General features: G+C 62.1%; 21 protein-coding genes and 1 tRNA gene. 20 read left to right on the forward strand and 2 right to left on the reverse strand.

Features of this window, described 5'->3' with window-relative positions:
• Positions 1-49: 49 nt before the first annotated feature.
• Positions 50-724, forward strand: coding sequence for an AraC family transcriptional regulator (locus HAP54_RS26360; protein WP_339156770.1), 675 nt, complete (start codon positions 50-52; stop codon positions 722-724).
• Positions 690-977, forward strand: a complete 288-nt coding sequence (locus HAP54_RS26365; protein ID WP_312022815.1) for an AraC family transcriptional regulator — start codon at positions 690-692, stop codon at positions 975-977. Before HAP54_RS26360 ends, HAP54_RS26365 begins: the two co-directional genes overlap by 35 nt.
• Positions 978-1,006: 29 nt before the next feature.
• Here the strand turns inward: HAP54_RS26365 and HAP54_RS26370 are convergent, their stop codons facing one another.
• Positions 1,007-1,930, reverse strand: coding sequence for a catalase family peroxidase (locus tag HAP54_RS26370; protein ID WP_166305181.1), 924 nt, complete (start codon positions 1,928-1,930; stop codon positions 1,007-1,009).
• Between the two features lie 586 nt (positions 1,931-2,516).
• Here HAP54_RS26370 and HAP54_RS26375 point away from each other — a divergent pair.
• The 6 genes from HAP54_RS26375 (at position 2,517) to HAP54_RS26400 (ending at position 7,239) form a co-directional block, all read left to right on the forward strand.
• On the forward strand, positions 2,517-2,975 hold the full coding sequence (locus HAP54_RS26375; RefSeq protein WP_166305183.1) for a hypothetical protein: 459 nt from the start codon (positions 2,517-2,519) through the stop codon (positions 2,973-2,975).
• A 59-nt stretch (positions 2,976-3,034) separates the two neighbouring features.
• Complete coding sequence (locus HAP54_RS26380; RefSeq protein WP_166305186.1) at positions 3,035-4,039, forward strand: TRAP transporter substrate-binding protein; 1,005 nt, start codon at positions 3,035-3,037, stop codon at positions 4,037-4,039.
• A gap of 340 nt (positions 4,040-4,379) precedes the next feature.
• Positions 4,380-4,952: a TRAP transporter small permease gene (locus HAP54_RS26385; protein ID WP_166305189.1), complete on the forward strand. Its 573-nt coding sequence runs from the start codon at positions 4,380-4,382 to the stop codon at positions 4,950-4,952.
• On the forward strand, positions 4,952-6,235 hold the full coding sequence (locus tag HAP54_RS26390; protein ID WP_166305192.1) for a TRAP transporter large permease: 1,284 nt from the start codon (positions 4,952-4,954) through the stop codon (positions 6,233-6,235). The genes HAP54_RS26385 and HAP54_RS26390 overlap by 1 nt, the downstream gene beginning before the upstream one ends.
• A gap of 159 nt (positions 6,236-6,394) precedes the next feature.
• Positions 6,395-6,988: a Spy/CpxP family protein refolding chaperone gene (locus tag HAP54_RS26395; RefSeq protein ID WP_166305195.1), complete on the forward strand. Its 594-nt coding sequence runs from the start codon at positions 6,395-6,397 to the stop codon at positions 6,986-6,988.
• 175 nt (positions 6,989-7,163) lie between these two features.
• Positions 7,164-7,239, forward strand: a tRNA-Lys gene (locus tag HAP54_RS26400).
• Between the two features lie 416 nt (positions 7,240-7,655).
• On the opposite strand, the gene HAP54_RS26405 is transcribed toward HAP54_RS26400, so the two are convergent.
• On the reverse strand, positions 7,656-8,567 hold the full coding sequence (locus tag HAP54_RS26405; RefSeq protein ID WP_166305198.1) for a LysR family transcriptional regulator: 912 nt from the start codon (positions 8,565-8,567) through the stop codon (positions 7,656-7,658).
• Positions 8,568-8,717: 150 nt separating this feature from the next.
• On the opposite strand from HAP54_RS26405, the gene HAP54_RS26410 reads away from it, so the two are divergent.
• The 12 genes from HAP54_RS26410 (at position 8,718) to HAP54_RS26465 (ending at position 21,120) form a co-directional block, all read left to right on the forward strand.
• Complete coding sequence (locus tag HAP54_RS26410; protein ID WP_166305201.1) at positions 8,718-9,866, forward strand: MFS transporter; 1,149 nt, start codon at positions 8,718-8,720, stop codon at positions 9,864-9,866.
• Between the two features lie 434 nt (positions 9,867-10,300).
• Positions 10,301-11,422, forward strand: coding sequence for a tripartite tricarboxylate transporter substrate binding protein (locus HAP54_RS26415; protein ID WP_210297523.1), 1,122 nt, complete (start codon positions 10,301-10,303; stop codon positions 11,420-11,422).
• A complete protein-coding gene (locus HAP54_RS26420; RefSeq protein WP_210297568.1) occupies positions 11,364-11,822 on the forward strand; it encodes a GlcG/HbpS family heme-binding protein in 459 nt (152 codons plus the stop codon). Before HAP54_RS26415 ends, HAP54_RS26420 begins: the two co-directional genes overlap by 59 nt.
• A gap of 20 nt (positions 11,823-11,842) precedes the next feature.
• On the forward strand, positions 11,843-12,661 hold the full coding sequence (mhpD, locus tag HAP54_RS26425) for a 2-keto-4-pentenoate hydratase (protein ID WP_166305207.1): 819 nt from the start codon (positions 11,843-11,845) through the stop codon (positions 12,659-12,661).
• Positions 12,658-13,425 carry a 2-keto-4-pentenoate hydratase gene (locus HAP54_RS26430; RefSeq protein ID WP_166305210.1) on the forward strand — a complete coding sequence of 256 codons (768 nt, stop codon included), beginning with the start codon at positions 12,658-12,660 and terminating at the stop codon, positions 13,423-13,425. Before mhpD ends, HAP54_RS26430 begins: the two co-directional genes overlap by 4 nt.
• Before the next feature lie 44 nt (positions 13,426-13,469).
• Positions 13,470-14,426, forward strand: a complete 957-nt coding sequence (locus HAP54_RS26435; protein ID WP_166308400.1) for an acetaldehyde dehydrogenase (acetylating) — start codon at positions 13,470-13,472, stop codon at positions 14,424-14,426.
• A gap of 29 nt (positions 14,427-14,455) precedes the next feature.
• The gene (gene dmpG / locus HAP54_RS26440; RefSeq protein WP_166305213.1) at positions 14,456-15,484 is read left to right on the forward strand and encodes a 4-hydroxy-2-oxovalerate aldolase; all 1,029 of its coding nucleotides are present in this window, start codon (positions 14,456-14,458) and stop codon (positions 15,482-15,484) included.
• Positions 15,485-15,549: 65 nt separating this feature from the next.
• A complete protein-coding gene (locus tag HAP54_RS26445) occupies positions 15,550-16,602 on the forward strand; it encodes an alpha/beta fold hydrolase (protein ID WP_166305216.1) in 1,053 nt (350 codons plus the stop codon).
• Between the two features lie 100 nt (positions 16,603-16,702).
• Positions 16,703-17,761, forward strand: coding sequence for an MBL fold metallo-hydrolase (locus tag HAP54_RS26450; protein ID WP_224741778.1), 1,059 nt, complete (start codon positions 16,703-16,705; stop codon positions 17,759-17,761).
• A 304-nt stretch (positions 17,762-18,065) separates the two neighbouring features.
• Positions 18,066-18,632 (forward strand): NADPH-dependent FMN reductase, encoded by a 567-nt coding sequence (locus HAP54_RS26455; RefSeq protein ID WP_166305219.1) that lies wholly within the window; start codon positions 18,066-18,068, stop codon positions 18,630-18,632.
• A gap of 54 nt (positions 18,633-18,686) precedes the next feature.
• On the forward strand, positions 18,687-19,874 hold the full coding sequence (locus HAP54_RS26460) for an acyl-CoA dehydrogenase (protein ID WP_166305222.1): 1,188 nt from the start codon (positions 18,687-18,689) through the stop codon (positions 19,872-19,874).
• A gap of 4 nt (positions 19,875-19,878) precedes the next feature.
• Entirely contained in the window at positions 19,879-21,120 is a 1,242-nt protein-coding gene (locus HAP54_RS26465) for a CaiB/BaiF CoA transferase family protein (protein ID WP_210297522.1), read from the forward strand.
• Positions 21,121-21,248 lie beyond the last annotated feature (128 nt).

The following is a 21,248-nucleotide window of genomic DNA, read 5'->3' on the forward strand; positions in this document are numbered from 1 at the left end:
ATGCGAGTGAGAGCAGCCTGGCCCAACTCCTGACGATGGGACGGCCCACATGACGCAGAGGCGTTTCTACGGTCAGAACGTCAGGCGGTTCTTGCATCTCGAGCATGAACCACCCTCGTTGATCACGCGTTCACTGCGCAATACCGAGATCGCCGTCACTGAAACCCGGGATGATGCCCCGGTGCGGAGCCTTTCCGGCGGGATGGTCCTTGAGGATTCCTATGTTGTCAGCCTGAAGCTTAACGATTACCCGAGCTGCGAGCTCTGGGCACGCAGCAAGTGCGTCACCAAGGCCGATATCCGAGCGGGCGCAACATATTTGTACGACATGAAGATCGATCCGCGATTCGTCATCGACAAGCCGTTCCATTCGCTCCATTTCTATCTTCCGCGCTCGGCGCTCGACGGCATCACGGAGCAGTCCCGCGCACCGCGCGTTGGCGATCTTCCCTGTCAGTTCGGCGTCGGCCATGACGACCCGATCATCCGTCATATCGGTGGGGCGCTCCTGCCAGCGCTGCGTCGGCCGACTGAGACCAATCGGCTCTTCATCGACTACTCGCTGTTCGCATTTACAGTTCATGTCGCGCAGACCTATGGCGGAATGCAGCGCAGAGCCGAGCCGGCTCGCGGTGGCCTCGCGCCGTGGCAGACGAAACGCGCCTGCGAAAGACTGGATTCCGACCTCGGTGGAAAGCTTCCAACAAATCGCGGCCGAGTTTGACCTCTCGGTCAGCCATTTTTCGCGCGCATTTCGAATCTCCACCGGCCTGCCGCCGCACCGGTGGCTGCTCCGCCAGCGTGTCGAGGTGGCCCAACAACTGATGACGGTGCGCGAGCTGCCCCTGGCCGAGATTGCGATATCGGCCGGCTTTGCCAACCAAAGCCACTTTACGCGGGTGTTTACGGCCGTGGTCGGGATCAGCCCGGGCGTGTGGCGTCGCGAAAAGCTCGGCGTGTCCGGAGGGGATGCGTAATTCCGGGCAATGTGCAGCGGCGTGTCTGATCAGCGACGCATCTTCAGTGAGATGGCGTAGGCTGTGGCGCGCGCCGCAAAGATCTCGTCATGCGGGTGACCGATACCTTCGGCGAGATTTGCCGGATCGAAGATGGAGCCATCGCAGGTTTCGTTTGGCTCGATGCCGGTGATCACGATCGTCCCCAGTCGCACGGCTTCGCGATGATCCTCATCGGGCCATCGGACAGTCAGGTCCATGGTGGGGTCGCCGGGGCGGTCGAGCAATGCGAGCACGCTGAAGCGAATGTTGCCCGTAGCAACCCGCTGTTCGAGCTCGTCGTGCAGGAAGTCGGCAGACCTCGCCTTGGCTTCCGGTCCCGTCAGCGTCACGTCCCCGCCGATCGGCGCGATCTTGAATTTGATGAACCGTATCTCGCCCATCGCATTGGTGGCAGGGAAGGCGTGCACACCCCAATAGGTCGTGCCGGCAAAACTCCCAAGCGGCCGCGTGGCGATGTAGTTCACTTGATGCAGCGTTTCCGGATTGGCGGCAGAGAATGCCCTGACCTTCTCCATATCCGGCTTTCCATCGGGGCCCGGGATGCGCGCCTCCAGGAACGCCAGCATCTGCGCGAGCGTCCGTGCATAATGAACGGGAGAGTTTTGCGCGACGATATCCGTGCGATGGCCGATGTCGCCGAGCCTGAAGCTGAAGCCGCGCGGAACGAGACTTTCGGTATCCGCCACATCGGGATTGCCGCCGCCCGCGGAGAAGCGCGCCAGCACGCGGGATGGTCTCGTGAAGCTCAGCGATTTCGTGATTTCCTCCGCCTGATGGGACGGTATGTAGGTGCCATGGACGCATTGGCCTTTGGCAAAGCTCGCGCGTGCCTTTGGCGGATCGCCGGCCACAGCTTTCAGTGCGTCGACAATCGAGGCGGGCGTAACAGCGCCCCTCGGGGATTCGGACATAGCGACCTTTGTTCGAAGCTCGGTAATCGTGAATATCTACCGAGCCGTGCGTGCCGCTGCCCCCGAGCAATTGACCTGATTGCAGAGCGATTGCTGCGAACACATCAATCTTGCTGGGAGGTGTGTTGCCGGTTCGACACAACGGGCAACTCAGCAAAACCTGTCAATATCGGCATAAGAAAATATTCCGCTTGGCGTTTCACCCAACTCAGATGTTCAATATGCCCGTCTCACCCGATCGAGGGGCGCTGCGCATCGTCACGGGTGTTGCGGTGAGATGCGGTGGACGCCGATTGCGCGACTGACGAGTGTGCATGAGGCGGACGGTGAAGTCGTGTGGTCCTGACGCCCTAGTGGCCGGTGTCCCCTTGTGAGACGCAATTGCGTCTTGCGAAGGCGGTGACAAAAAAGCCAAGTCTCGCCGGGGAGAGCACGAAATAAGCCGTAACCCATCGCGCAGGGAAAGCCGGATTGCTCCGGTTACACCTGTGGTCCTACCTCCGGTGCTTTTTGTTGCACCGGACCCATGGGTGCAATCGGCACCCGGCTTTCCCTGCGCCCTCTGCTTGAGGAGAGGGCGGAACGAATGGCAAATCTCGGGCGCTTCATGTCGCGAGAGTGCGAAGCTATGCTCGCACTCACATCTGTCATCGCCCGGCTTGACCGGGCGATCCAGTACGCCGCGGCCCCTCAGCTCAAGCACGGACGCCTCTGGAATACTGGATCACCCGCATGCGCGGGTGATGACACCGAATACATGGTCGTCGTTGCTCGCAAAAACGGTGGTGGAATTCTGGGTCGCGCAGCGGCCTCTCTTGCTACCTGCTTTCGCAGGGACGACAGCGCAGCATTCGCGCCCGGCGAACTCGCCATTGCCAAACCTCGCATTGACCGTATCGCCATGGCCGGGCACAGCGTGCGGGCGGTGTCATTGAACGGTCGCAAGAGCCGAAGGGGATACCGCCGCATCGGATTTTGCAGTGCAGCAACGGCGCATTTAGCCCCTGCTAAAGGGGCAATGGCAATCGCCGCGGCTTCTCTGTAATGGTGCGACCGGATGTCTCGGGGCCGGTAAACGTGCTCCGCAATTACGCGGGAGGAAACATGCGTAAACTCATATTGGCTGCGGCTTCGATCGCGGCCTTGACCTTTGTCGGGCCGGCGTCGGCGCAGTCGCCTGTTGTCATCAAGTTCAGCCACGTGGTGGCCTCGGATACGCCGAAGGGCAAGGCGGCCGACAAGTTCAAGGAACTCGCCGAGAAGTACACCGGCGGCAAGGTGAAGGTCGAGGTCTATCCGAACTCGACGCTTTACAAGGACAAGGAAGAGCTCGAGGCGCTGCAGCTCGGCGCCGTGCAGATGCTGGCGCCGTCGAACTCCAAGTTCGGCCCGATCGGCATCAAGGAATTCGAAGTCTTCGATCTGCCCTACATCCTCCCCGACCTGAAATCGCTGCGCAAGGTGACCGACGGTCCGCTCGGCGCCCAGCTGTTGAACAAGCTGGATTCCAAGGGCATGACCGGTCTCGCCTATTGGGACAACGGCTTCAAGCAGATGAGCGCGAACAAGAAGCTGGTCGCGCCCGCCGACTACAAGGGGCTCAAGTTCCGCATCCAGTCGTCGAAGGTGCTGGAAGCCCAGTTCCGCTCGCTCGGCGCGATCCCGCAGGTGATGGCGTTCTCCGACGTCTACCAGGCGCTGCAGACCGGCGTGGTCGACGGCCAGGAGAACACCTGGTCGAACATCTACACCCAGAAAATGCATGAGGTGCAGAAGTACGCCACTGTCACCAATCACGGCTATATCGGCTACATCGTCGTCGTGAACAAGAAGTTCTGGGACGGCCTGCCGGCCGATGTCCGCGACCAGCTCTCCAAGGCGATGAAGGAAGCAACCGAGTTCGGCAACGGCCAGTCGGCCAAGGAGAATGAGGACGCGCTCGCCGAGATCAAGAAGGCCGGCAAGACCGAGATCATCACGCTGACGCCGGAGCAGGACGAGGCGATGCGCAAGGCCATGATGCCGGTCTACAAGGACGTGGCGTCGCGCGTCGGCCAGCCGCTGATCGAAGAATTCCTCAAGGAAACGGGCCGCGGCCCAATGAACTGAGGCGGATCGCCTATTAGTCGCCAAGAAGGCGGTGCGCTCCCTCTCCCGCTTGCGGGGGAGGGCTGGGGTGGGGGTATCACCGCGAGTCATTCTGGTGGAGAGAGCCCCGACCCGTATCGCACCTTCGATGCGACGTAGCCGAAGCTTTGCTTCGGCGTTCTTCAAAGACGGCCCCCGAAGGCGGCCTACGCTCCCCCGCAAGCGGGAGAGGTGAAGGGAGTTTGCGGATCGGTCTCTCGACCGAGAACCGTCAGGTAATCGAATAAACGCCGCGGCCGTGCGAGGCCGCGGCCTGGGTGCCGTGGCCGGTCGCCGCATCAGGCCATGACAGGGGAGATCAATGCTGCTGAAAATTCTGGACCGGCTCGAGGAAATCATCATCGCGAGCCTGATGGGTGCCGCGACGCTCTTGACCTTCATCACGGTCGTGCACCGCTTTCTGGTCGACGTTCCGGTGTTCTATCCGTATCTGTTCGGCATCAACCTCGCCTGGTCGCAGGAACTCTGCATCTACATGTTCATCTGGATGGCGAAGTTCGGCGCCGCCTATGGCGTGCGCGCCGGCGTCCATGTCGGCGTCGACGTGCTGATTAACCGCCTCAATGATTTCTGGCGCAAGCGCACCATCATGTTCGGCCTGCTCGGCGGCGCGCTGTTCACCGGGATCGTCGGCACCATGGGCGCCAAGTTCGTGTTCGAACTGATGCATACCGACCAGGTCTCGCCCGATCTCGAGATCCCGAGCTGGATCGTCTACGCCTGCATCCCGCTCGGCTCCTATCTGATGTGCTTCCGCTTCCTGCAGGTGTGCTGGAACTATTGGTGGACCAACGAGCTGCCGCACCATGACGCCTCCCATGTCGACGGCGTCGAGACCAGCAAGAATGCGCCGATCGCGCTTGGAGAAGCGTGATGAGCGCCGCCCTTATTTTCGGACTGTTGTTTGCCCTGATGCTGACGGGCATGCCGATCTCGATTTCGCTCGGCCTGACCGTGCTGACCTTCCTGTTCACGATGACCGAGGTGCCGATCGAGAGCGTCGGCCTGAAGCTGTTTTCTGGCCTCGACAATTTCGGCATCATGGCGATCCCGTTCTTCATCCTGGCCGGCACCTTCCTGACCCGCGGCGGCGTCGCGCGGCGCATGATCGCGTTCACGACCTCGCTGGTCGGCCATCTGCCGGGAGGCCTCGGGCTTGCCGGCGTCGCGGCCTGCGCGATGTTCGCGGCGATCTCGGGCTCGAGCGTCGCCACCGTGGTCGCGATCGGCTCGATCATGATGCCGGCGATGGTCGATCACGGCTATCCGAAGCGGTTCGGCGTCGGCGTGATCTCGACCTCCGGCGCGCTCGGCATCCTGGTGCCGCCCTCGATCATCCTGGTGCTGTACGGCGTCTCGACCAACACCTCGATCGGCGCGCTGTTCATGGCCGGCATCGTGCCGGGCGTGGTGCTCGCATTGATGCTGGCCGCGGTGACCTTCTTCGTCGCGCAGCGCAACGGTTATCCGAAGATGCCGAAGGCGACGATCGGCCAGCAGTTCACGGCGTTCCGTGAAAGCATCTGGGGCCTCTCGCTGATCGCGATCGTGCTCGGCGGCATCTATGGCGGCGTCTTCACGCCAACCGAGGCGGCTGCGGTCGCCGCGACCTACGCCTTCTTCATCACCGTGTTCGTCTACAAGGAACTAAAACTCTCCGAGGTGCCGAAGGTGCTGTTGCAGGCGGCGAGCATGAGCTCGATGCTGCTCTACATCATCACCAATGCGGTGCTGTTCTCGTTCCTGATGACGCATGAGCAGATCCCGCAGGAGATGGCGGCCTGGATCATCGACAAGAACTTCTCGGTGTGGATGTTCCTGCTGGTCGTCAACGTCATCCTGCTGCTCGCCGGCAATGTGATGGATCCGTCGTCGATCCTCCTGATCATGGCGCCGATCCTGTTTCCGCTGGCGACCAAGCTCGGCGTGCATCCGGTGCACCTGGGCATCCTGATGATCGTCAACACCGAGGTCGGGCTGTGCCATCCGCCGGTCGGGCTCAACCTCTACATCGCGAGCAGTATCGCCAAGATGGGCATCAGCGAGATCACGATCTCGGTGCTGCCGTGGCTGTGCGCGATGCTGGTGTTCCTCGGCCTGATCACCTACGTGCCGGAGATTTCGCTGTGGCTGCCGCGGCTGTTGGGAATGATCTAGCGACAACAAGAAATCCAAAGCGCGACCTCGCGCTCTGGATGTTTCTGGCGGGCAAAGAAGGGGATTACATCTTGGTAAGAGAGGTCTCTCTGTCCAATCCGTAAGTTGAAGGCGTGGGCAGGGCGCATCATCTTCGAGCAACCTTCAAAGGAGGTTCGTATGAAGAAAGTTCTGCTCGCCGGCGTCGCGGCGCTCACGATTGCCGGTTCGACCGTGGTCTATGCCCAGCATCGTCCCTGGTTCCACGGCCATATGCGGATGAGCCCCGAGGATCGGGCCGCCTTCCTCGACGCGCGGATCGCCGCCGTCCACGCCGGGCTGAAGCTGACGGCGGATCAGGAGAAGCTGTGGCCGCCGGTCGAAGCCGCGGTGCGCGACTTCGCCAAGGCGCGGCTCGATCGCGCCAATGCGCGGATGGCCGCGGAGAAGGCCGACGCGGACAAGGCCGGGAACAAGGCCGAGAAGCCAGACGATCCGGTCGCCCGTCTGCGCGAGCGCGCCGACAACATGGCGGCGACCGCGACGTCGCTGAAGAAGATCGCCGACGCCGCCGACCCGCTCTACAAAACGCTCGACGACAACCAGAAGCGGCGGCTGACGATGCTCACCCACATGGAAGGGCGCGGCTTCGGCGCCGAGGGCTGGCGCCGCCACCGCCTCGAGCGCGGCATGGACCGCTGGGAACGCGGCGGCCGCGACCACCATTTCGACCGTGACGACGGTCCGGATCAGGAGCGCTCCGGCCGGCTCTGAGAGCCGTTCACCGGGCTCTTCACCAAGCTACTGAAAGGCCGCCGGAATCCGGCGGCCTTTCGGCTGTGAGGAGGGCTGGTAAAAGTCGGGAAAAGTTGCGCCCATTTGCTGGACATCGGGGAATCGCTTTGCTAAACGACCGCTCTCTTGCGAGGGGCATTTCCGGACAAGTTCCGGGCGCATAGCTCAGTTGGTAGAGCAGCTGACTCTTAATCAGCGGGTCCCAGGTTCGAGCCCTGGTGCGCCCACCAAATCAAGCCTTAGCGAGAGAAACCGTTTGAGAAGCTGAATTCTCAAACGGTTTTTTAGTTCGGATTACTGATTCAACCAGCGAGCGCCTCCCTCGCCCGGGCGCGTGGCTTGTCGCCTTGCTGGCGACTGCGACGGTGCGGAATCGTTGGCCGCCCGGATGAAATGTTGCCAAATGAGTAATGATGCCGCGGAGGGAGTGCCCGACGGCATGAAGGTCGATGAGACCGGCAGCGCTCACTGCGCGGGTCCTCGCAGCCTCTGGATTCTTTCACCCGAGGGTTGAGACGAGGCGTGATACACGCCAGGGAGCGACTTGCGAATTTGACCTTCGGGCGCTGTTGGTGACGGGGCCGTCTTCGCTTTAGCACTCACTCAAGGACCCACCCGCCAAAGCAGGCGCTGGAGGCAAGAGAGGCTATCCGATCGCAGCTAGTCTGGCCGGCACTTTCACGGATTTGCGCAATATATCGACGAACGCCTCGGCGGCGGGGGAGAGGGATCGGCCGTCTCGGGTGATCACCGCGACAGAACGCATGATTTGGGGGTTCTCGAGAGGCCGGACGGCAATGGAAGAATCAATCAGCACGCCAACGCATTGGGGCAGGATCGCTATGCCCAAGCCGACCCGAACCAGGGCGAGCGCCGTCCCCGCATAGGCGACCTCATATGCCGGTGATAAGGAGAACCCGGCTTGGGAAAAGCCATCTTCGGCTAAATCGCGGAAGATGCTGTCGCGGTTAAGCGAGATCACCGGCAGGCCGGCGAGATCACCCCAGTTGAGTTGCGCCAATTCGCCGATCGGATGGTCGCGCGGAAAGACCGCCACCAGCGGTTCCTGAAACAGGGGCTTCCATTGCAGTCCGGGCTCCCACTCGCGGAAACTGCCGATGCCGAGATCAGCTCCACCGCTTCGGACTTGCATCAGGACCTGCTCAGGCAAGGAATCTTTCAGGTGCACCGAGATGGTCGGAAAGCGCGTCTTGAACTCGGCGATCACTTCGACGAGGAAGGTAGTGGCGAGGATGTAGGGAGCGGCAATCACGACCTTGCCGCGTTGCTTTGCCCCTAGCTCCGCTACGTTGGCAAGCGCAGTGTCAAGATCGTCCAGCAGCCGTTCGGCGCCGCTCATCAGCTCCAGTCCGGCAGCGGTGAGCTCGACCTTCCGGGTGGAGCGCTCGATCAGCTGGACCTGCAAATTGTCCTCGAGCTGACGGATGAGCAGACTTAGAGCAGATTGCGTCAGGTGCAGGCGCTCCGCCGCTTTCGTGAAGCTCTTCAGCTGACTCACGAAGACGAAGGCGCGCAGCTGGCGCACGGTCACATTCATTGGAAAAGCTCATAGATCCAGCAAATAAACTCGTTTGCATTATAGGTTCGCTCTGCGCCACACACAACGCCGACGCCTTCGGGAAGATCAGGCCGCCGGTTCTCAATTTTCCCGTTGCATAAACAGAACGAAGCAGTCGGGGAGAGTGACGTGGTTGCGCAGGCAAGGGAAGCTGAGTGCATTCCGGAACACGCGGTGCAAGTGGAGGATGCAGCCTTCGCCAAGGTAGCCTGGAGGCTGCTTCCGATACTTGTCGTCTCATTCACCTTGAATTTCCTCGACCGCACCAACGTCGGTGTGGCGGCACTGACGATGAACGAGGACGTCGGACTGAGCGCCTCACAATTCGGCCTCGGCTCCGGCCTGTTCTTCCTCGGCTACTGTCTGTTTGATGTTCCCAGCAACTTGCTGCTGTATCGTTTCGGCGCGCGGATCTGGCTCTCTCGCATCATGGTGACGTGGGGCATTGTGTCCGCCGCGACCATCTTCGTCACCGGGCCATACAGCTTCTATCTTGTTCGATTTCTGCTTGGTATTGCAGAGGCAGGATTTTTCCCTGGGGTGGCGTTCTATCTCTCCGCCTGGTTTCCCAAGGCCAGCCGCGCCAAGATCCTGACCTGGTTCTTGGTCGCCATTCCTGCCTCATCGCTGATCGGCAGTCCGCTGTCGGGCCTGCTCCTGGAAATGGACGGCGTCGCTGGACTGGCAGGCTGGAAGTGGCTGCTCATCATCGAGGCCTTGCCGACCATCCTGGTTGGCCTGCTTCTTCTGAAGGTGCTGGCGGACGGACCGGAGAAAGCCAAGTGGCTGACCGGGGTGGAACGTTTGGCGATCCTGAGGCGCTTGGACAACGAGCGATCCGAGCAGGCACATCATTCTCTTCACAAGCTGCTGCCGGCTCTCATGGATACCAGGGTGCTTTTGCTTGCTGGCGTATTCCTGGCTCTTTCGACCGGCTCGTTCGGTGTGCAGATCTGGCTGCCCCTGATCATCAAGCATGAGCAGCAGCATTTCTCCAACCTGACAATCGGCCTCATCAGCGCGATTCCGTTCCTGTTCGCTACTGTCGCGATGGTGATCTGGTCCGCCGTCGGCAGTCGCCGCGGCAGCGCGGCGGGCAATGTCATCATCACCTCCGTGCTGGCTTCCATCGGGTTCGCGGCCGCACTGATTCCGGGTTCCTTCCTCGTTTCCATGGCCGGAATCACGATCGCGCTGGTCGGGATGAACGCCTCCCGCGGCTTCTTCTGGGCGATCCCGTCGCAGTTCCTGCCGGCGTCGCAGCTGCCGGCGGCATAGCCTTCATCAATATGATTGGCGTTGCGGGCGGCTTCATTGGTCCCTGGTTGATGGGATCGCTGAAAGATCTCACCGGGTCCTTCGAGGTTGGCCTGGCAGGATTGGGTGGCTCCCTGCTGATCGCCGCGTTCTTGGTCGTTCTGCTGAAACCGCGACTGCAGAACGAGTAGCCGAGAGCACCCATCGGTTTCGTGTCCGCCTCTGTCGCATGTTTCATCGCGTGCGGGCCTCATCATCACGACGCTCGTGTCAAGGTCTTCGATATCGCGGAGACGCGCGGCGCGCTGACCACGTCGATCAGCGCAGCCGAGCGCTATCGCAAGGGCTCGTTGATGAGTTTACCCAATCATTCGATCGGAATTACTCGTTTGCATCAAGGTTCGCGGACGCCTCTAATGAGCACAAGGACGCAGCAGCCAACACGAGGAAACGACATGGACCGGCGCCAGTGCGTTGCGGCGATGCTGCTTGCAGCGGCTGCTGCCATCGCGCCCGCAGCCTGGGCGCAAGACAGCTACCCCTCGCGCCTGGTCAAGGTGGTCGTCGGCTTTCCAGCCGGAAGTGCCACCGATGTTGCAGCTCGTGCCGTCGCGGAAGCGCTGGCCCGTCGGCTGGGCCAGCCCTTCATCATCGACAACCGGCCCGGCGCCGCGAGCAACATCGCGGCCAAGGCGGTTGCGACGTCTGCCCCCGACGGCTACACGTTGTTCGTGGGAACGGTCGCGAACTCCATCAATGCGGCATTCCCCAACGCCGGTTTCCCCGACCCGGCCAAGGATTTTGTCGCGGTCACCATGATCGGCAGCATGCCGAACGTGCTGGTGGTGAACCCCTCGCTCGGCGTTGCATCGGTCGACCAGCTGGTTCGTGCAGCGAAGGCGAAGCCGGGTCAGATCACGTTCGCTTCCTCGGGCCACGGCACGTCGCCCCATTTGTCGGGTGAACTCTTCTCCTCCATGGCCGGCATCAAGATGCTGCACGTGCCGTACCGCGGCAGCACCCCGGCCGTGACGGACCTGCTCGGCGGTCAGGTGCAGGTCATGTTCTCGCCAGTCTCGAGCGTGTTGCCGCATGTTCGCGCCGGCACATTGAAAGCGCTGGCGGCGACTGGCGCGAAGCGAACCGCGCTCGCACCCGATCTGCCGACGCTGCAGGAACTCGGCTTCAAGGATTTCGAAAGCTCGGTGTGGTTCGGTTTCCTCCTGCCCGTGGGCACGCCGCCTCACGTGGTGGCAAAGGTCCAGGCCGCTACCCATGCCGTGCTCGGCCAGCCGGATGTCCAGGACCTGTTCGGCGCCCAGGGTATCGAGGTCATCAAGTCACGCCAGACGAGTTCGCTCAATACATCCGCAGCGAAACGATCAAATGGCGCAACGTCATTCAGACCGCTGGCATCACCCGCGAATAACCGTTCAACGAAGGAGATTGCACATGGCCAAGCTGCGAGCCGCGGAGTGCCGCGAGTTCATCCAGGCTGTCACCGAAAGGGCAGCCGAAATGGGCGTTCCGATCTCGGTCGCGATCGTCGGGCCCGAGGGGCACCTGATCGCGCTTGAGCGCATGGACGATGCCGGCTTCATCACGCCTGACACGGCGCGCGCCAAGGCGTTCACCGTCGCCGCTTTCCGGTCGATGAGCCCGCGCTTCCCGGATGGGCTGGTCATCCAGCAGTGGTTCAAGGAACGCAACCCGCAGATGCTGATGAACGCTGCGGTATTCACCAATGGCCAGATCGTCGCCTCCGGCGGCTGCGCGCCGATCTTCAGGGGTGCCGAGATGGTCGGTGCCTACGGCATCAGCGGCGCCACCAGCGACCAGGACGAGGAGATCGGCCGGCACGCGCGCGCGCGAGTGGGCTGGGCGCTCCAGCCGGAGCACGACACGACTCCCGACAGTGTCAAGCAGCATGTCAACGAGATCTACGCCAAGGTGGGTCTCGGCGACCGTTCCCTCTGACGATCACGAACGATAACGCCATGTCCACATCTTCCATCGATATCGCCTGCGCCGCGCGCTCTCTGCGCCGCGCTGCTCGCATGGGCAATGCCATCGCCCCGCTGCGCGAGACATTCCCACAGATGACGGCGGCCGAGGCCTATGCGATCCAGCGCCTGAACACTGAGCATCGTGTGAGTGAGCAGGGCGCACGCATCGTCGGCTGCAAGATCGGACTGACGGCGAAGGCGGTGCAGGCGCAACTCGGCGTCGATCAGCCCGACTTCGGCATGCTGTTCGACGACATGGGGTTCGGCGACGCCGAACCGATTTCGATGCGCGGACTGCTGCAGCCAAAGGTCGAGGCGGAGGTCGCCTTCGTCCTCGGACGCGACCTGGACATGGATAATCCCGGACACGTAGATGTCATCCAGGCAATCGATCACCTGCTGCCCGCACTGGAGATTGTCGGCAGCCGCATCGCAAACTGGAACATCCGCTTCGTCGACACCGTGGCAGACAACGCCTCGTCCAGCGCCTACGTGCTTGGAGGCATGCCGAAGAGGTTGTCTGATGTCGACCTCAGGCTGTGCGGCATGGTGATGAATCGGCGCGGCGAGCCCGTCTCCGTCGGTGCCGGTGCGGCGTGCCTCGGCAACCCGCTCAATGCAGTGGTCTGGCTTGCCCGGACGATGGCTGCTCTGGGGCAGCCGCTCCGCGCCGGTCACCTGGTGCTTTCCGGCGCGCTCGGACCCATGGTCGCCGTCAACCCAGGCGACATCTTCGATGCTCACATCAATGGTTTGGGCAGTGTCAAGGCTGTGTTTGAGGCCGACCAAGCGGGAAGACAACTCACATGATCCAAGTGGACGAATTGGCCGAGCGGCTGGACAGTGCGGCGCGCGCCTCTCGTGAGGTCACGCAGATCGACCCCGAGGGAAAGATGCCGCTGGAAGATGCTTACGCGATCCAGCGTGCGTCCATCCAACGCCGCATCTCCCGCGGCGCGCGACGCGCCGGCGTGAAGATGGGATTCACGAGCCGCGCCAAGATGGTCCAGATGGGCATCGGCGACGTCATCTGGGGCCGTCTTACCGACGACATGCTGATCGAGGAAGGCATGGCAACTTCGTTCGCGCGCTTCGTGCATCCGCGCGCAGAACCCGAAATCGCGTTCGTGCTGAAGAAGCCGTTATCGGGCCATGTCACCGCCGCCGAAGCGCTTGCCAGCGTGGAGGCGGTCGCGCCTGCGCTCGAAGTCATCGACTCCCGCTATCAGGATTTCAAATTCACGCTGCCCGACGTGATCGCCGACAACGCGTCATCCAGCGGATTTGTGGTCGGGCCGTGGTGCAACCCGCGCGATGACTTCAGCAATCTCGGCCTCACCATGAGCATTGACGGCCGCGTCGTCCAGGTGGGATCGACAGCGGCGATCCTTGGTCATCCGCTCCGCTCGCTGGTTGCCGCTGCGCGCCTGTCGGAAGCTGCCGGCGAGCCGCTACAGGCAGGCTGGGTGGTGATGGCCGGCGGTGCTACTCCGGCGGAGTGGCTGAAGCCGGGCCAGTATATCTCGATCGAGATGGAAAGGCTGAGCGTCGCCGGCTTCCATATGCAGGCGTGATCGACGCCCTTCATAAGCTCACAAGCCATGGACATGAGCAGCGCATGAATCACAAAGTCAAAGCCGCGATCATCGGATCCGGCAACATCGGCACCGATCTCATGATCAAGCTGATGCGGCACGCCAAGCACCTCGAAATGGGCGCGATGATAGGTGTCGATCCCAAGTCGGACGGCCTCGCGCGGGCCAAGCGGCTCAACGTTCCGACCACCGCCGACGGCATCGACGGACTGCTCAAGCTGAATGCGTTCGAGGAGATCGATGTCGTCTTCGACGCCACTTCGGCGGGCGCTCACCGGCATCACAATGAGGTGCTGCAGCGTCTGGGCGCCCAGGTGATCGACCTCACCCCCGCGGCTGTCGGTCTCGTGATTCCGGCGATCAATCTGGAGGCCGAGAACGCCTCCAACATGAACATGGTGACCTGCGGCGGACAGGCCACGATCCCGATCGTCGCTGCCGTGTCTCGCGTTGCAAAAGTTCACTATGCGGAGATTGTAGCGTCCATCTCGAGCAAGTCGGCCGGGCCGGGCACGCGAGCCAACATCGATGAGTTCACTGAAACAACGCGCGCAGCGATTGAAAAACTCGGCGGGGCCGAACGCGGCAAGGCCGTCATCGTGCTGAACCCCGCCGAACCGCCGCTCATGATGCGCAACACGGTGTTCGTGCTGTCCGAACTTGCGGAGCAGGCCGCGATCGAGGCAAGCATCGCCGGGATGGTCGCGCGCGTGCAGGCCTATGTGCCAGGTTACCGTCTCAAGCAGCAGGTGCAGTTCGATATCATTCCACCGGCTGCGCCGCTCAACGTGCCGAAGCTTGGGCCGCGGCATGGGTTGAAGACGTCAGTATTCCTCGAGGTCGAGGGCGCGGCGCACTACCTGCCTTCCTACGCCGGCAACCTGGACATCATGACCTCGGCGGCCCTGGCCTGCGGCGACATGATGGCGCGCCGGCGTATCGAGGCGGGCATCGCGCGCGGGTTGAAGCAAACGGCGTGAGTCCCGGCGAACCATAGGGGAGTGTTGGCATGAGCAAGAAGCTCTACATCTCGGACGTGACGCTGCGCGACGGCAGCCATGCGATCGGCCATCAATATAGCATCGCCCAGGTGAAGGCGATCTCCGCGGCGCTGGATGCAGCCGGTGTCGACAGCATTGAGGTGGCGCACGGCGACGGCCTCGAAGGGTCCAGCTTCAACTACGGATTCGGGGCGCACTCCGACGTCGAGTGGATCTCTGCCGTCGCCGAAACGGTCGCGCAGGCAAAGGTCGCCACACTGCTGCTGCCAGGCATCGGCACCACGCATGATTTGCGCCACGCCTATGATGCCGGCGCACGCGTCGTGCGCGTAGCTACGCATTGCACCGAGGCGGATGTTTCGCGCCAGCATCTGGAGTATGCGCGCGAGTTGGGCATGGACCCGGTGGGGTTCCTGATGATGAGTCACATGACGACGGCTCGGAAGCTCGCGGAGCAGGCCAAGCTGATGGAAAGCTACGGCGCGACTTGCGTCTACGTCGTCGACTCCGGCGGAGCGCTCAGCACGAACGACGTGCGGGATCGCTTCCGGGCTTTCAAGGAGGTGCTGAAACCCGAGACGCAGACGGGCATTCATGCCCATCACAACCTCGGCCTGGGCGTCGCCAACTCGATCGCTGCCGTGGAGGAAGGGGCCGACCGCGTCGACGCCAGCCTGGCCGGGATGGGCGCCGGTGCGGGCAACGCTCCGCTGGAAGTCTTCATCGCCGCAGCCGACCGCATGGGCTGGAATCACGGCACGGAACTGTATGCCCTGATGGATGCGGCGGACGACCTTGTGCGTCCCCTGCAGGACCGGCCGGTGCGCGTTGACCGTGAGACGCTGTCGCTCGGTTACGCCGGCGTATACTCGAGTTTCCTGCGTCACGCGGAGACCGCGGCACGCAAGTACGGACTGAAGACGGTCGATATCCTGGTCGAGCTGGGCAAACGCAAGATGGTCGGGGGCCAAGAGGACATGATCGTCGACGTCGCACTGGATCTGCTGAAGTCCGTTCAGCATGAACGCCCTGCATGAGAGCCAGCGATGAGCAAAGTGGCCTGAACGTCCCAATCTGACGATCAAACACATTGGAGGCCTCCATGCACCTGCTGTCGCGCGCGCTATTCGGAATTGGGATCCTGGTTGCCGGCTGTGCCACGGCCGACAGGGCGCCGGCGGCATCTCTTGGCGGGCCGCTTAATCTGGCGGACGAAGGAATGTTCTTCGTCAATGGAACGAACGTGCTCTCTTCGCATCCGGGCGCCTCCCCGGCGGGGCCGTCGAAGCCTGGCACGGTGACGGTCGACCAGATGTATGTGCACTATCGGATCCCGGCCCAGCTTGTCAGTCCGACGCCGATTGTGCTCGTGCACGGCGGCGGACTGACCGGCATGAGCTATGAGACCACGCCGGATGGCCGCGAGGGCTGGGCGACCTACCTGGCGCGCAGAGGCCACGCGGTTTACGTCGTGGATACACCCGGGCGTGGTCGCTCGGGGTTCAACGCAACCGCGATCAACCAGGCAAAGGCCGAGTCCAGCGTGGCTCCATTGCCAGGCAACGTCCTCATGGTAACGAGTGAGCTTGCGTGGCCGCTCTTTCGTTTCGGGCCGGCATACGGCACGGCGTATCCGGACACTCAGTTCCCGGTTGAGGCGTTCGGCGCCTTCGGGTCGCAAGCTGTGCCGTTCGGAGAGGTGACGCTCGAGGGCGGTGCGATGGCAACTGCGCCCCGAGCACTTGCGGCGCTGCTCGACAAGATCGGTCCAGCCGTGGTTGTCGTTCATTCGCTCGCTGGCCCATTCGCAGATGCGCTTGTCGAGATGCGACCTCGTCTGATCAAGGCCATCGTCAACATTGAAGGCGCGCAGGCCATCGTCCCGACGGAGGCGCAGATCGAAGCTTACCGGGGCATCCCGGTGCTCGAACTGTTCGGCGATCACGTCGACTCTCCCGTCTTCACCGGTCGCCCTCGCTACGAAGGCCGAAAGGCTGTCGTGGAACGCATCAACGAGCGGCAGGAGGGCAGGGCTACCCTCATTCGACTTCCCGATATGGGGATCAAGGGCAATTCCCACATGATGATGCAGGACAGAAATAACCTCCAGGTAGCGGATTTCGTGCTCGGGTGGATCGCGAGCAACGTCAAGTGATGACACTTCCGGAAGAGGTTACGCTCCCTACGGTCGGTGGGTGTGCGACTTGTTGTTCGCCCCACGCGAGCGAGCTTGAGATATGAGCAGGAGAGTTTCCATGGCTGACGGAGCCGAAATGTCCACTTGGCGGGTGGAGGTCGAGCAGTGGTTCGATGAGGCGAAAGCCGTCGGTCCGGTCCGGCCCAGCAAGCGCGGCGGACCAAGCCTAACCCGCCGCGCATTTTTGCTGGCCGGTTCTATGTGCGTGTGCTGCCAGCCCGGGCTGGCGTCGGCCGACGCGCCAATGGTGAAAAGACAAGCGCCGGGGTTCTATCGCCTGACGCTCGGTGACTTTGAGGTGACGTCGCTATCCGACGGCACCAACATGCTCCCTGCCAGAAAGCTGCTGCAAGGCAACCCCACTCGTCTCGAGGAGATGCTGAAGCGCAACTACCTCGGCGACCTCGTCGAGACATCTCACAATTCGTTTCTCGTGAACACCGGTGCCAAGCTGATCCTGGTCGACGCAGGCGCCGGATCACTGCTGGGGCCAGGTACAGGTCACCTGTTGGACAACCTTCGCGCGTCGGGTTATCAGCCCGAGCAGGTTGACGAGATTTATCTCACCCATCTGCACGCCGATCACATTGGCGGCCTGATGGCCGAAGGCCAGCGAGCCTTTCCCAACGCGATTATGCGCGTCGACAAACGGGAGGTGGAGTTCTGGTTGAGCGACGCAAACATGCGTGCCGCGCCGGAGGAAGCGAAGCGATTCTTCCAGGCCGCAACCATTTCGATCACGCCATACCAGCGAGCGGGCAAGCTGATCGTTTTCGAGGGCAACACCGCTCTCGTTGCTGGCGTTCGCGCGCAAACCGCCTATGGCCATACGCCCGGGCACACGATGTACATGGTCGAGAGCGGGGGCGAGAAGTTGTTGCTCTGGGGTGACGTCGTGCACGTCGCTGCCATTCAGTTTGAGGACCCCACGGTCACAATCCGGTACGATGTGAATCCGTCGGAGGCGGAGCACGTCCATGAGCTCGCCTTCGCGCAGGCGGCGGGGAACGGCTACATGATCGGTGGGGCCCACATATCATTCCCTGGACTTGGCCACGTGCGACGCGATGGCGCGACAACCTACACCTACGTGCCGCTGAATTACTCATTCGGATAGACCGGCGAACGACTGTCGCATTTGCGCGATCGCGGCTTCTAACAGGCCGGATCGAATGGCGAGCTACGCGCGGGCCGTGGCCGCCGTTCCCCTCGCCTGGGAACGAACGCGGTGTGGTGCTGGCAAGAGGGCTCCCCGGAATGCAGCTATTTTCGTGGGGAGGGCGGGCTTGACACCACAAGCTTGGCCGATTATGCAAACGTTAGCATAAGATTTTCGCCTTAGATCGTGCATCATATGAACAGTATAAGGCGATCGTTAGCGCAAGTCTCATCATCTAATCTGAAGCCGAGTCCGTACCACCATGAGCCAAAGCATCCTCGTCCTTGTCGGAAGCGCGCGTAAGACTTCCATCAATCTCAAGCTCGCAAGAGCTCTGGTCCGTTTGGCGCCTCAGGGACTTCAGTTCGATTTCGCCGCGCTCGACGACGTGCCGCTCTTCAATCAGGACCGCGAGCAGGGCATGCCATCCGAAGTCGTGCGGGTGCGGCGGCAGATCGAGACGGCGCGCGGACTGCTGTTCGTGACGCCGGAGCATAACCGCTCCATCCCGTCCATGCTGAAAAACGTCATTGATTGGGCTTCACGTCCATATGGCAAGAGCTTGTGGTCGAGAAAGCCGGCCGCCATCGCGGGAGCGTCGGTTGGAACGATCGGTACCGCGGTTGCGCAGGCGCATCTGCGTTCAATGCTTGGCTATCTCGACGTTCCGACCCTTGGTCAGCCCGAGGTTTGCCTCCGGTTCACTGAAGGACTGATCAGCGACGAAGGCGATATCGCGAACGAAGGTACGAGAGCCTTCCTGCAAACATTCATGGACAAGTACGCCGAGTGGGTCGCCGGATTTGAGAGGAGCCGTTTGGGAGGCTGACGGTAGTCAGGGCCTTCTCGCAGATTGGCAACGACACGAGATTGCAGAGAACAGATGAACACTGCTTCGCATAAGCCAGCATTTCAATGGGACGATCCGCTTCTGCTCAATGTCCAATTGACGGAAGACGAGCGGGCGGTCTGCGATTCCGCGCGCTCTTACAGCCAGAAGCATTTGCGCGCGCGTATGCCTGAAGCGTTTCGAGGGGAGCGAACTGACCCCGCCATCTTTCGGGAGATGGGAGAGTTGGGTCTGCTCGGCGCGACAATCCCGGAAGCCTACGGCGGAGCCGGCTTGAACTATGTCTGTTACGGCCTGGTCGCCCGCGAAGTCGAGCGGGTAGACTCGGGATACCGTTCGATGATGAGCGTGCAAAGCTCTCTCGTCATGGTGCCGATCAGCGAATTCGGGACCGAGGCGCAGAAGCAAAAATATCTCCCAAAACTCGCAACCGGCGAGTTGATCGGATGCTTCGGTCTGACGGAACCAAATCATGGTTCGGATCCGGGAAGCATGGCGACCCGCGCCCGGAAAGTCGCCGGCGGCTATTCGATCTCTGGATCGAAGATGTGGATCACCAACAGCCCGATCGCCGACGTCTTCGTCGTGTGGGCCAAGGATGACGCAGGCGAGATCAGAGGTTTCGTGCTCGAGAAGGGCTGGAAGGGGCTGTCTGCGCCGGCGATCCACGGCAAGGTCGGCTTACGCAGCAGCGTCACCGGAGAGATCGTCATGAACCAGGTCTTCTGCCCGGAGGAGAACGCTTTCCCCGACGTTCGCGGCCTCAAGGGGCCGTTCACATGCCTGAACAGCGCGCGCTATGGCATCGCATGGGGCGCGCTGGGGGCTGCGGAAGACTGCTATCTGACGGCGCGTCAATACGTAATGGACCGCAAGCAATTCGGAAAGCCTCTCGCCGCCAATCAGCTGATCCAGAAAAAGCTTGCTGACATGCTCGCCGAAATCTCGCTCGGTCTTCAAGGTTGCCTGCGTCTCGGTCGCATGAAGGACGAGGGGATTGCGGCGGTGGAGATCACCAGCATCATGAAGCGCAATTCCTGTGGAAAGGCACTGGAGATCGCTCGCGCCGCGCGTGATATGCTCGGCGGCAACGGCATCAGCGATGAGTTCGGTGTCGCGCGCCACTTGGTGAATCTGGAGGTGGTAAACACCTACGAAGGCACCCATGATGTGCATGCCCTCATCCTGGGGCGCGCCATCACCGGCATTGCGGCATTCTAGTCCGATGACCGCAGCCTCCAACATCTCGGGAGCGCTTGCCGGCCTGCGGGTGCTTGATCTGTCGCGCGTACTTGCCGGGCCATGGTCGGGTCAGTTGCTGGCAGATCTTGGAGCCGACGTCGTCAAGATCGAGCGGCCGGAGAGCGGCGACGACACGCGGTCGTGGGGGCCGCCCTGGCTCAGGGATGCCGAGGGGCAGGAGACGTCGGAAGCCGCTTACTATCTTTGTGCCAACCGCAACAAGAGATCCGTCACCGCCGATCTCAATCATCCGGATGGGCGGCTCATCGTGCAGCGGCTCGCCGCCGGCGCGGATGTCGTCATCGAGAACTTCAAGGTCGACGGATTGCGGCAATATGGATTGGACTATGAAAGCCTGAAGTCCGCCAATCCGCGGCTGATCTACTGCTCGATCACGGGTTTCGGTCAGACAGGGCCTTACGCGGCTCGGCCGGGCTACGATTTCCTGATCCAGGCCATGGGTGGGCTGATGGACCTGACCGGCTTGCCCGACGGCGCGAATGGGGGAGGCCCGGTGAAGGTCGGCGTGGCATTGGTCGATGTCATGACCGGTCTCTATGCCACCATCGCGATCCTGTCGGCGCTGGCGCATCGCGAGCGAAGCGGCGATGGCCAGCACATCGATCTGTCCCTGCTCGATGTTCAGGTCGCCACCCTTGCCAATCAGGCGCTGAATTTTCTGGTCGGCGGTCAGCGCCCACGGCGTCTCGGCAATGCCCACCCAAACATCGTTCCCTATCAGGATTTTCCGACCGCCGACGGCCACATGATCATCGCGGTTGGCAATGACCGCCAGTTCGTCAAGCTTTGCGCCGTGCTGGATCGGCCTGCCTGGTCCGCGGACGCGCGCTTCGCAAGCAATCCCCAGCGGGTGGCCAACCGCGACGAACTGGTGGAATTGATGCGAGGCGTCACCGTGACCCGCACGACCAGTGCCTGGGTGTCCGCAATGGATGCGGCCAGCGTGCCGTGTGGCCCCATCAACAGCGTGGAGCGTGTGTTCGAAGATCCGCAGGTTCAATCTCGCGGCATGCGCGTCGAGATGGATCATCCGCTGGGCGGAGTCGTGCCGCTGGTCGCCAATCCCATTCGCCTGTCCGCAACGCCGGTCGCGTATCGACACGCCCCGCCGGTGCTGGGGCAGCATACCGATGAGGTGTTGCAATCATGGCTTGGCATCGATTCGTCGGAACTTGTCGCGCTCCGCGCGCGCCGCGCGGTTTAGACCGCGAGCCGGGTGTCACCATGCTGATCAGCAGTCAAATCGGGAAAATTGCGGTGCGCAGTGCTAACGTTAGTGCTCCAGTTCCTCGATATGTTGGCGATGGTTCTCTGGCGGCTGCAATATATAGC

It is taken from the genome of Bradyrhizobium sp. 2S1 (assembly GCF_011516625.5).
Lineage (GTDB): Bacteria > Pseudomonadota > Alphaproteobacteria > Rhizobiales > Xanthobacteraceae > Bradyrhizobium > Bradyrhizobium septentrionale.

Bases quoted from the DNA above. Each gene is read 5' to 3' on its own strand.
- HAP54_RS26415 (WP_210297523.1), top strand. From the start codon at position 10,301: ATGGACCGGCGCCAGTGCGTTGCGGCGATGCTGCTTGCAGCGGCTGCT.
- HAP54_RS26385 (WP_166305189.1), top strand. From the start codon at position 4,380: ATGCTGCTGAAAATTCTGGACCGGCTCGAGGAAATCATCATCGCGAGC.
- HAP54_RS26405 (WP_166305198.1), bottom strand. From the start codon at position 8,567: ATGAATGTGACCGTGCGCCAGCTGCGCGCCTTCGTCTTCGTGAGTCAG.
- HAP54_RS26450 (WP_224741778.1), top strand. From the start codon at position 16,703: ATGGCTGACGGAGCCGAAATGTCCACTTGGCGGGTGGAGGTCGAGCAG.
- HAP54_RS26455 (WP_166305219.1), top strand. From the start codon at position 18,066: ATGAGCCAAAGCATCCTCGTCCTTGTCGGAAGCGCGCGTAAGACTTCC.
- dmpG (WP_166305213.1), top strand. From the start codon at position 14,456: ATGAGCAAGAAGCTCTACATCTCGGACGTGACGCTGCGCGACGGCAGC.
- HAP54_RS26370 (WP_166305181.1), bottom strand. From the start codon at position 1,930: ATGTCCGAATCCCCGAGGGGCGCTGTTACGCCCGCCTCGATTGTCGAC.
- HAP54_RS26465 (WP_210297522.1), top strand. From the start codon at position 19,879: ATGACCGCAGCCTCCAACATCTCGGGAGCGCTTGCCGGCCTGCGGGTG.
- HAP54_RS26420 (WP_210297568.1), top strand. From the start codon at position 11,364: ATGGGCGTTCCGATCTCGGTCGCGATCGTCGGGCCCGAGGGGCACCTG.
- HAP54_RS26375 (WP_166305183.1), top strand. From the start codon at position 2,517: ATGGCAAATCTCGGGCGCTTCATGTCGCGAGAGTGCGAAGCTATGCTC.
- HAP54_RS26445 (WP_166305216.1), top strand. From the start codon at position 15,550: ATGCACCTGCTGTCGCGCGCGCTATTCGGAATTGGGATCCTGGTTGCC.
- HAP54_RS26390 (WP_166305192.1), top strand. From the start codon at position 4,952: ATGAGCGCCGCCCTTATTTTCGGACTGTTGTTTGCCCTGATGCTGACG.
- HAP54_RS26380 (WP_166305186.1), top strand. From the start codon at position 3,035: ATGCGTAAACTCATATTGGCTGCGGCTTCGATCGCGGCCTTGACCTTT.
- HAP54_RS26430 (WP_166305210.1), top strand. From the start codon at position 12,658: ATGATCCAAGTGGACGAATTGGCCGAGCGGCTGGACAGTGCGGCGCGC.
- HAP54_RS26460 (WP_166305222.1), top strand. From the start codon at position 18,687: ATGAACACTGCTTCGCATAAGCCAGCATTTCAATGGGACGATCCGCTT.
- HAP54_RS26395 (WP_166305195.1), top strand. From the start codon at position 6,395: ATGAAGAAAGTTCTGCTCGCCGGCGTCGCGGCGCTCACGATTGCCGGT.
- HAP54_RS26360 (WP_339156770.1), top strand. From the start codon at position 50: ATGACGCAGAGGCGTTTCTACGGTCAGAACGTCAGGCGGTTCTTGCAT.
- mhpD (WP_166305207.1), top strand. From the start codon at position 11,843: ATGTCCACATCTTCCATCGATATCGCCTGCGCCGCGCGCTCTCTGCGC.
- HAP54_RS26435 (WP_166308400.1), top strand. From the start codon at position 13,470: ATGAATCACAAAGTCAAAGCCGCGATCATCGGATCCGGCAACATCGGC.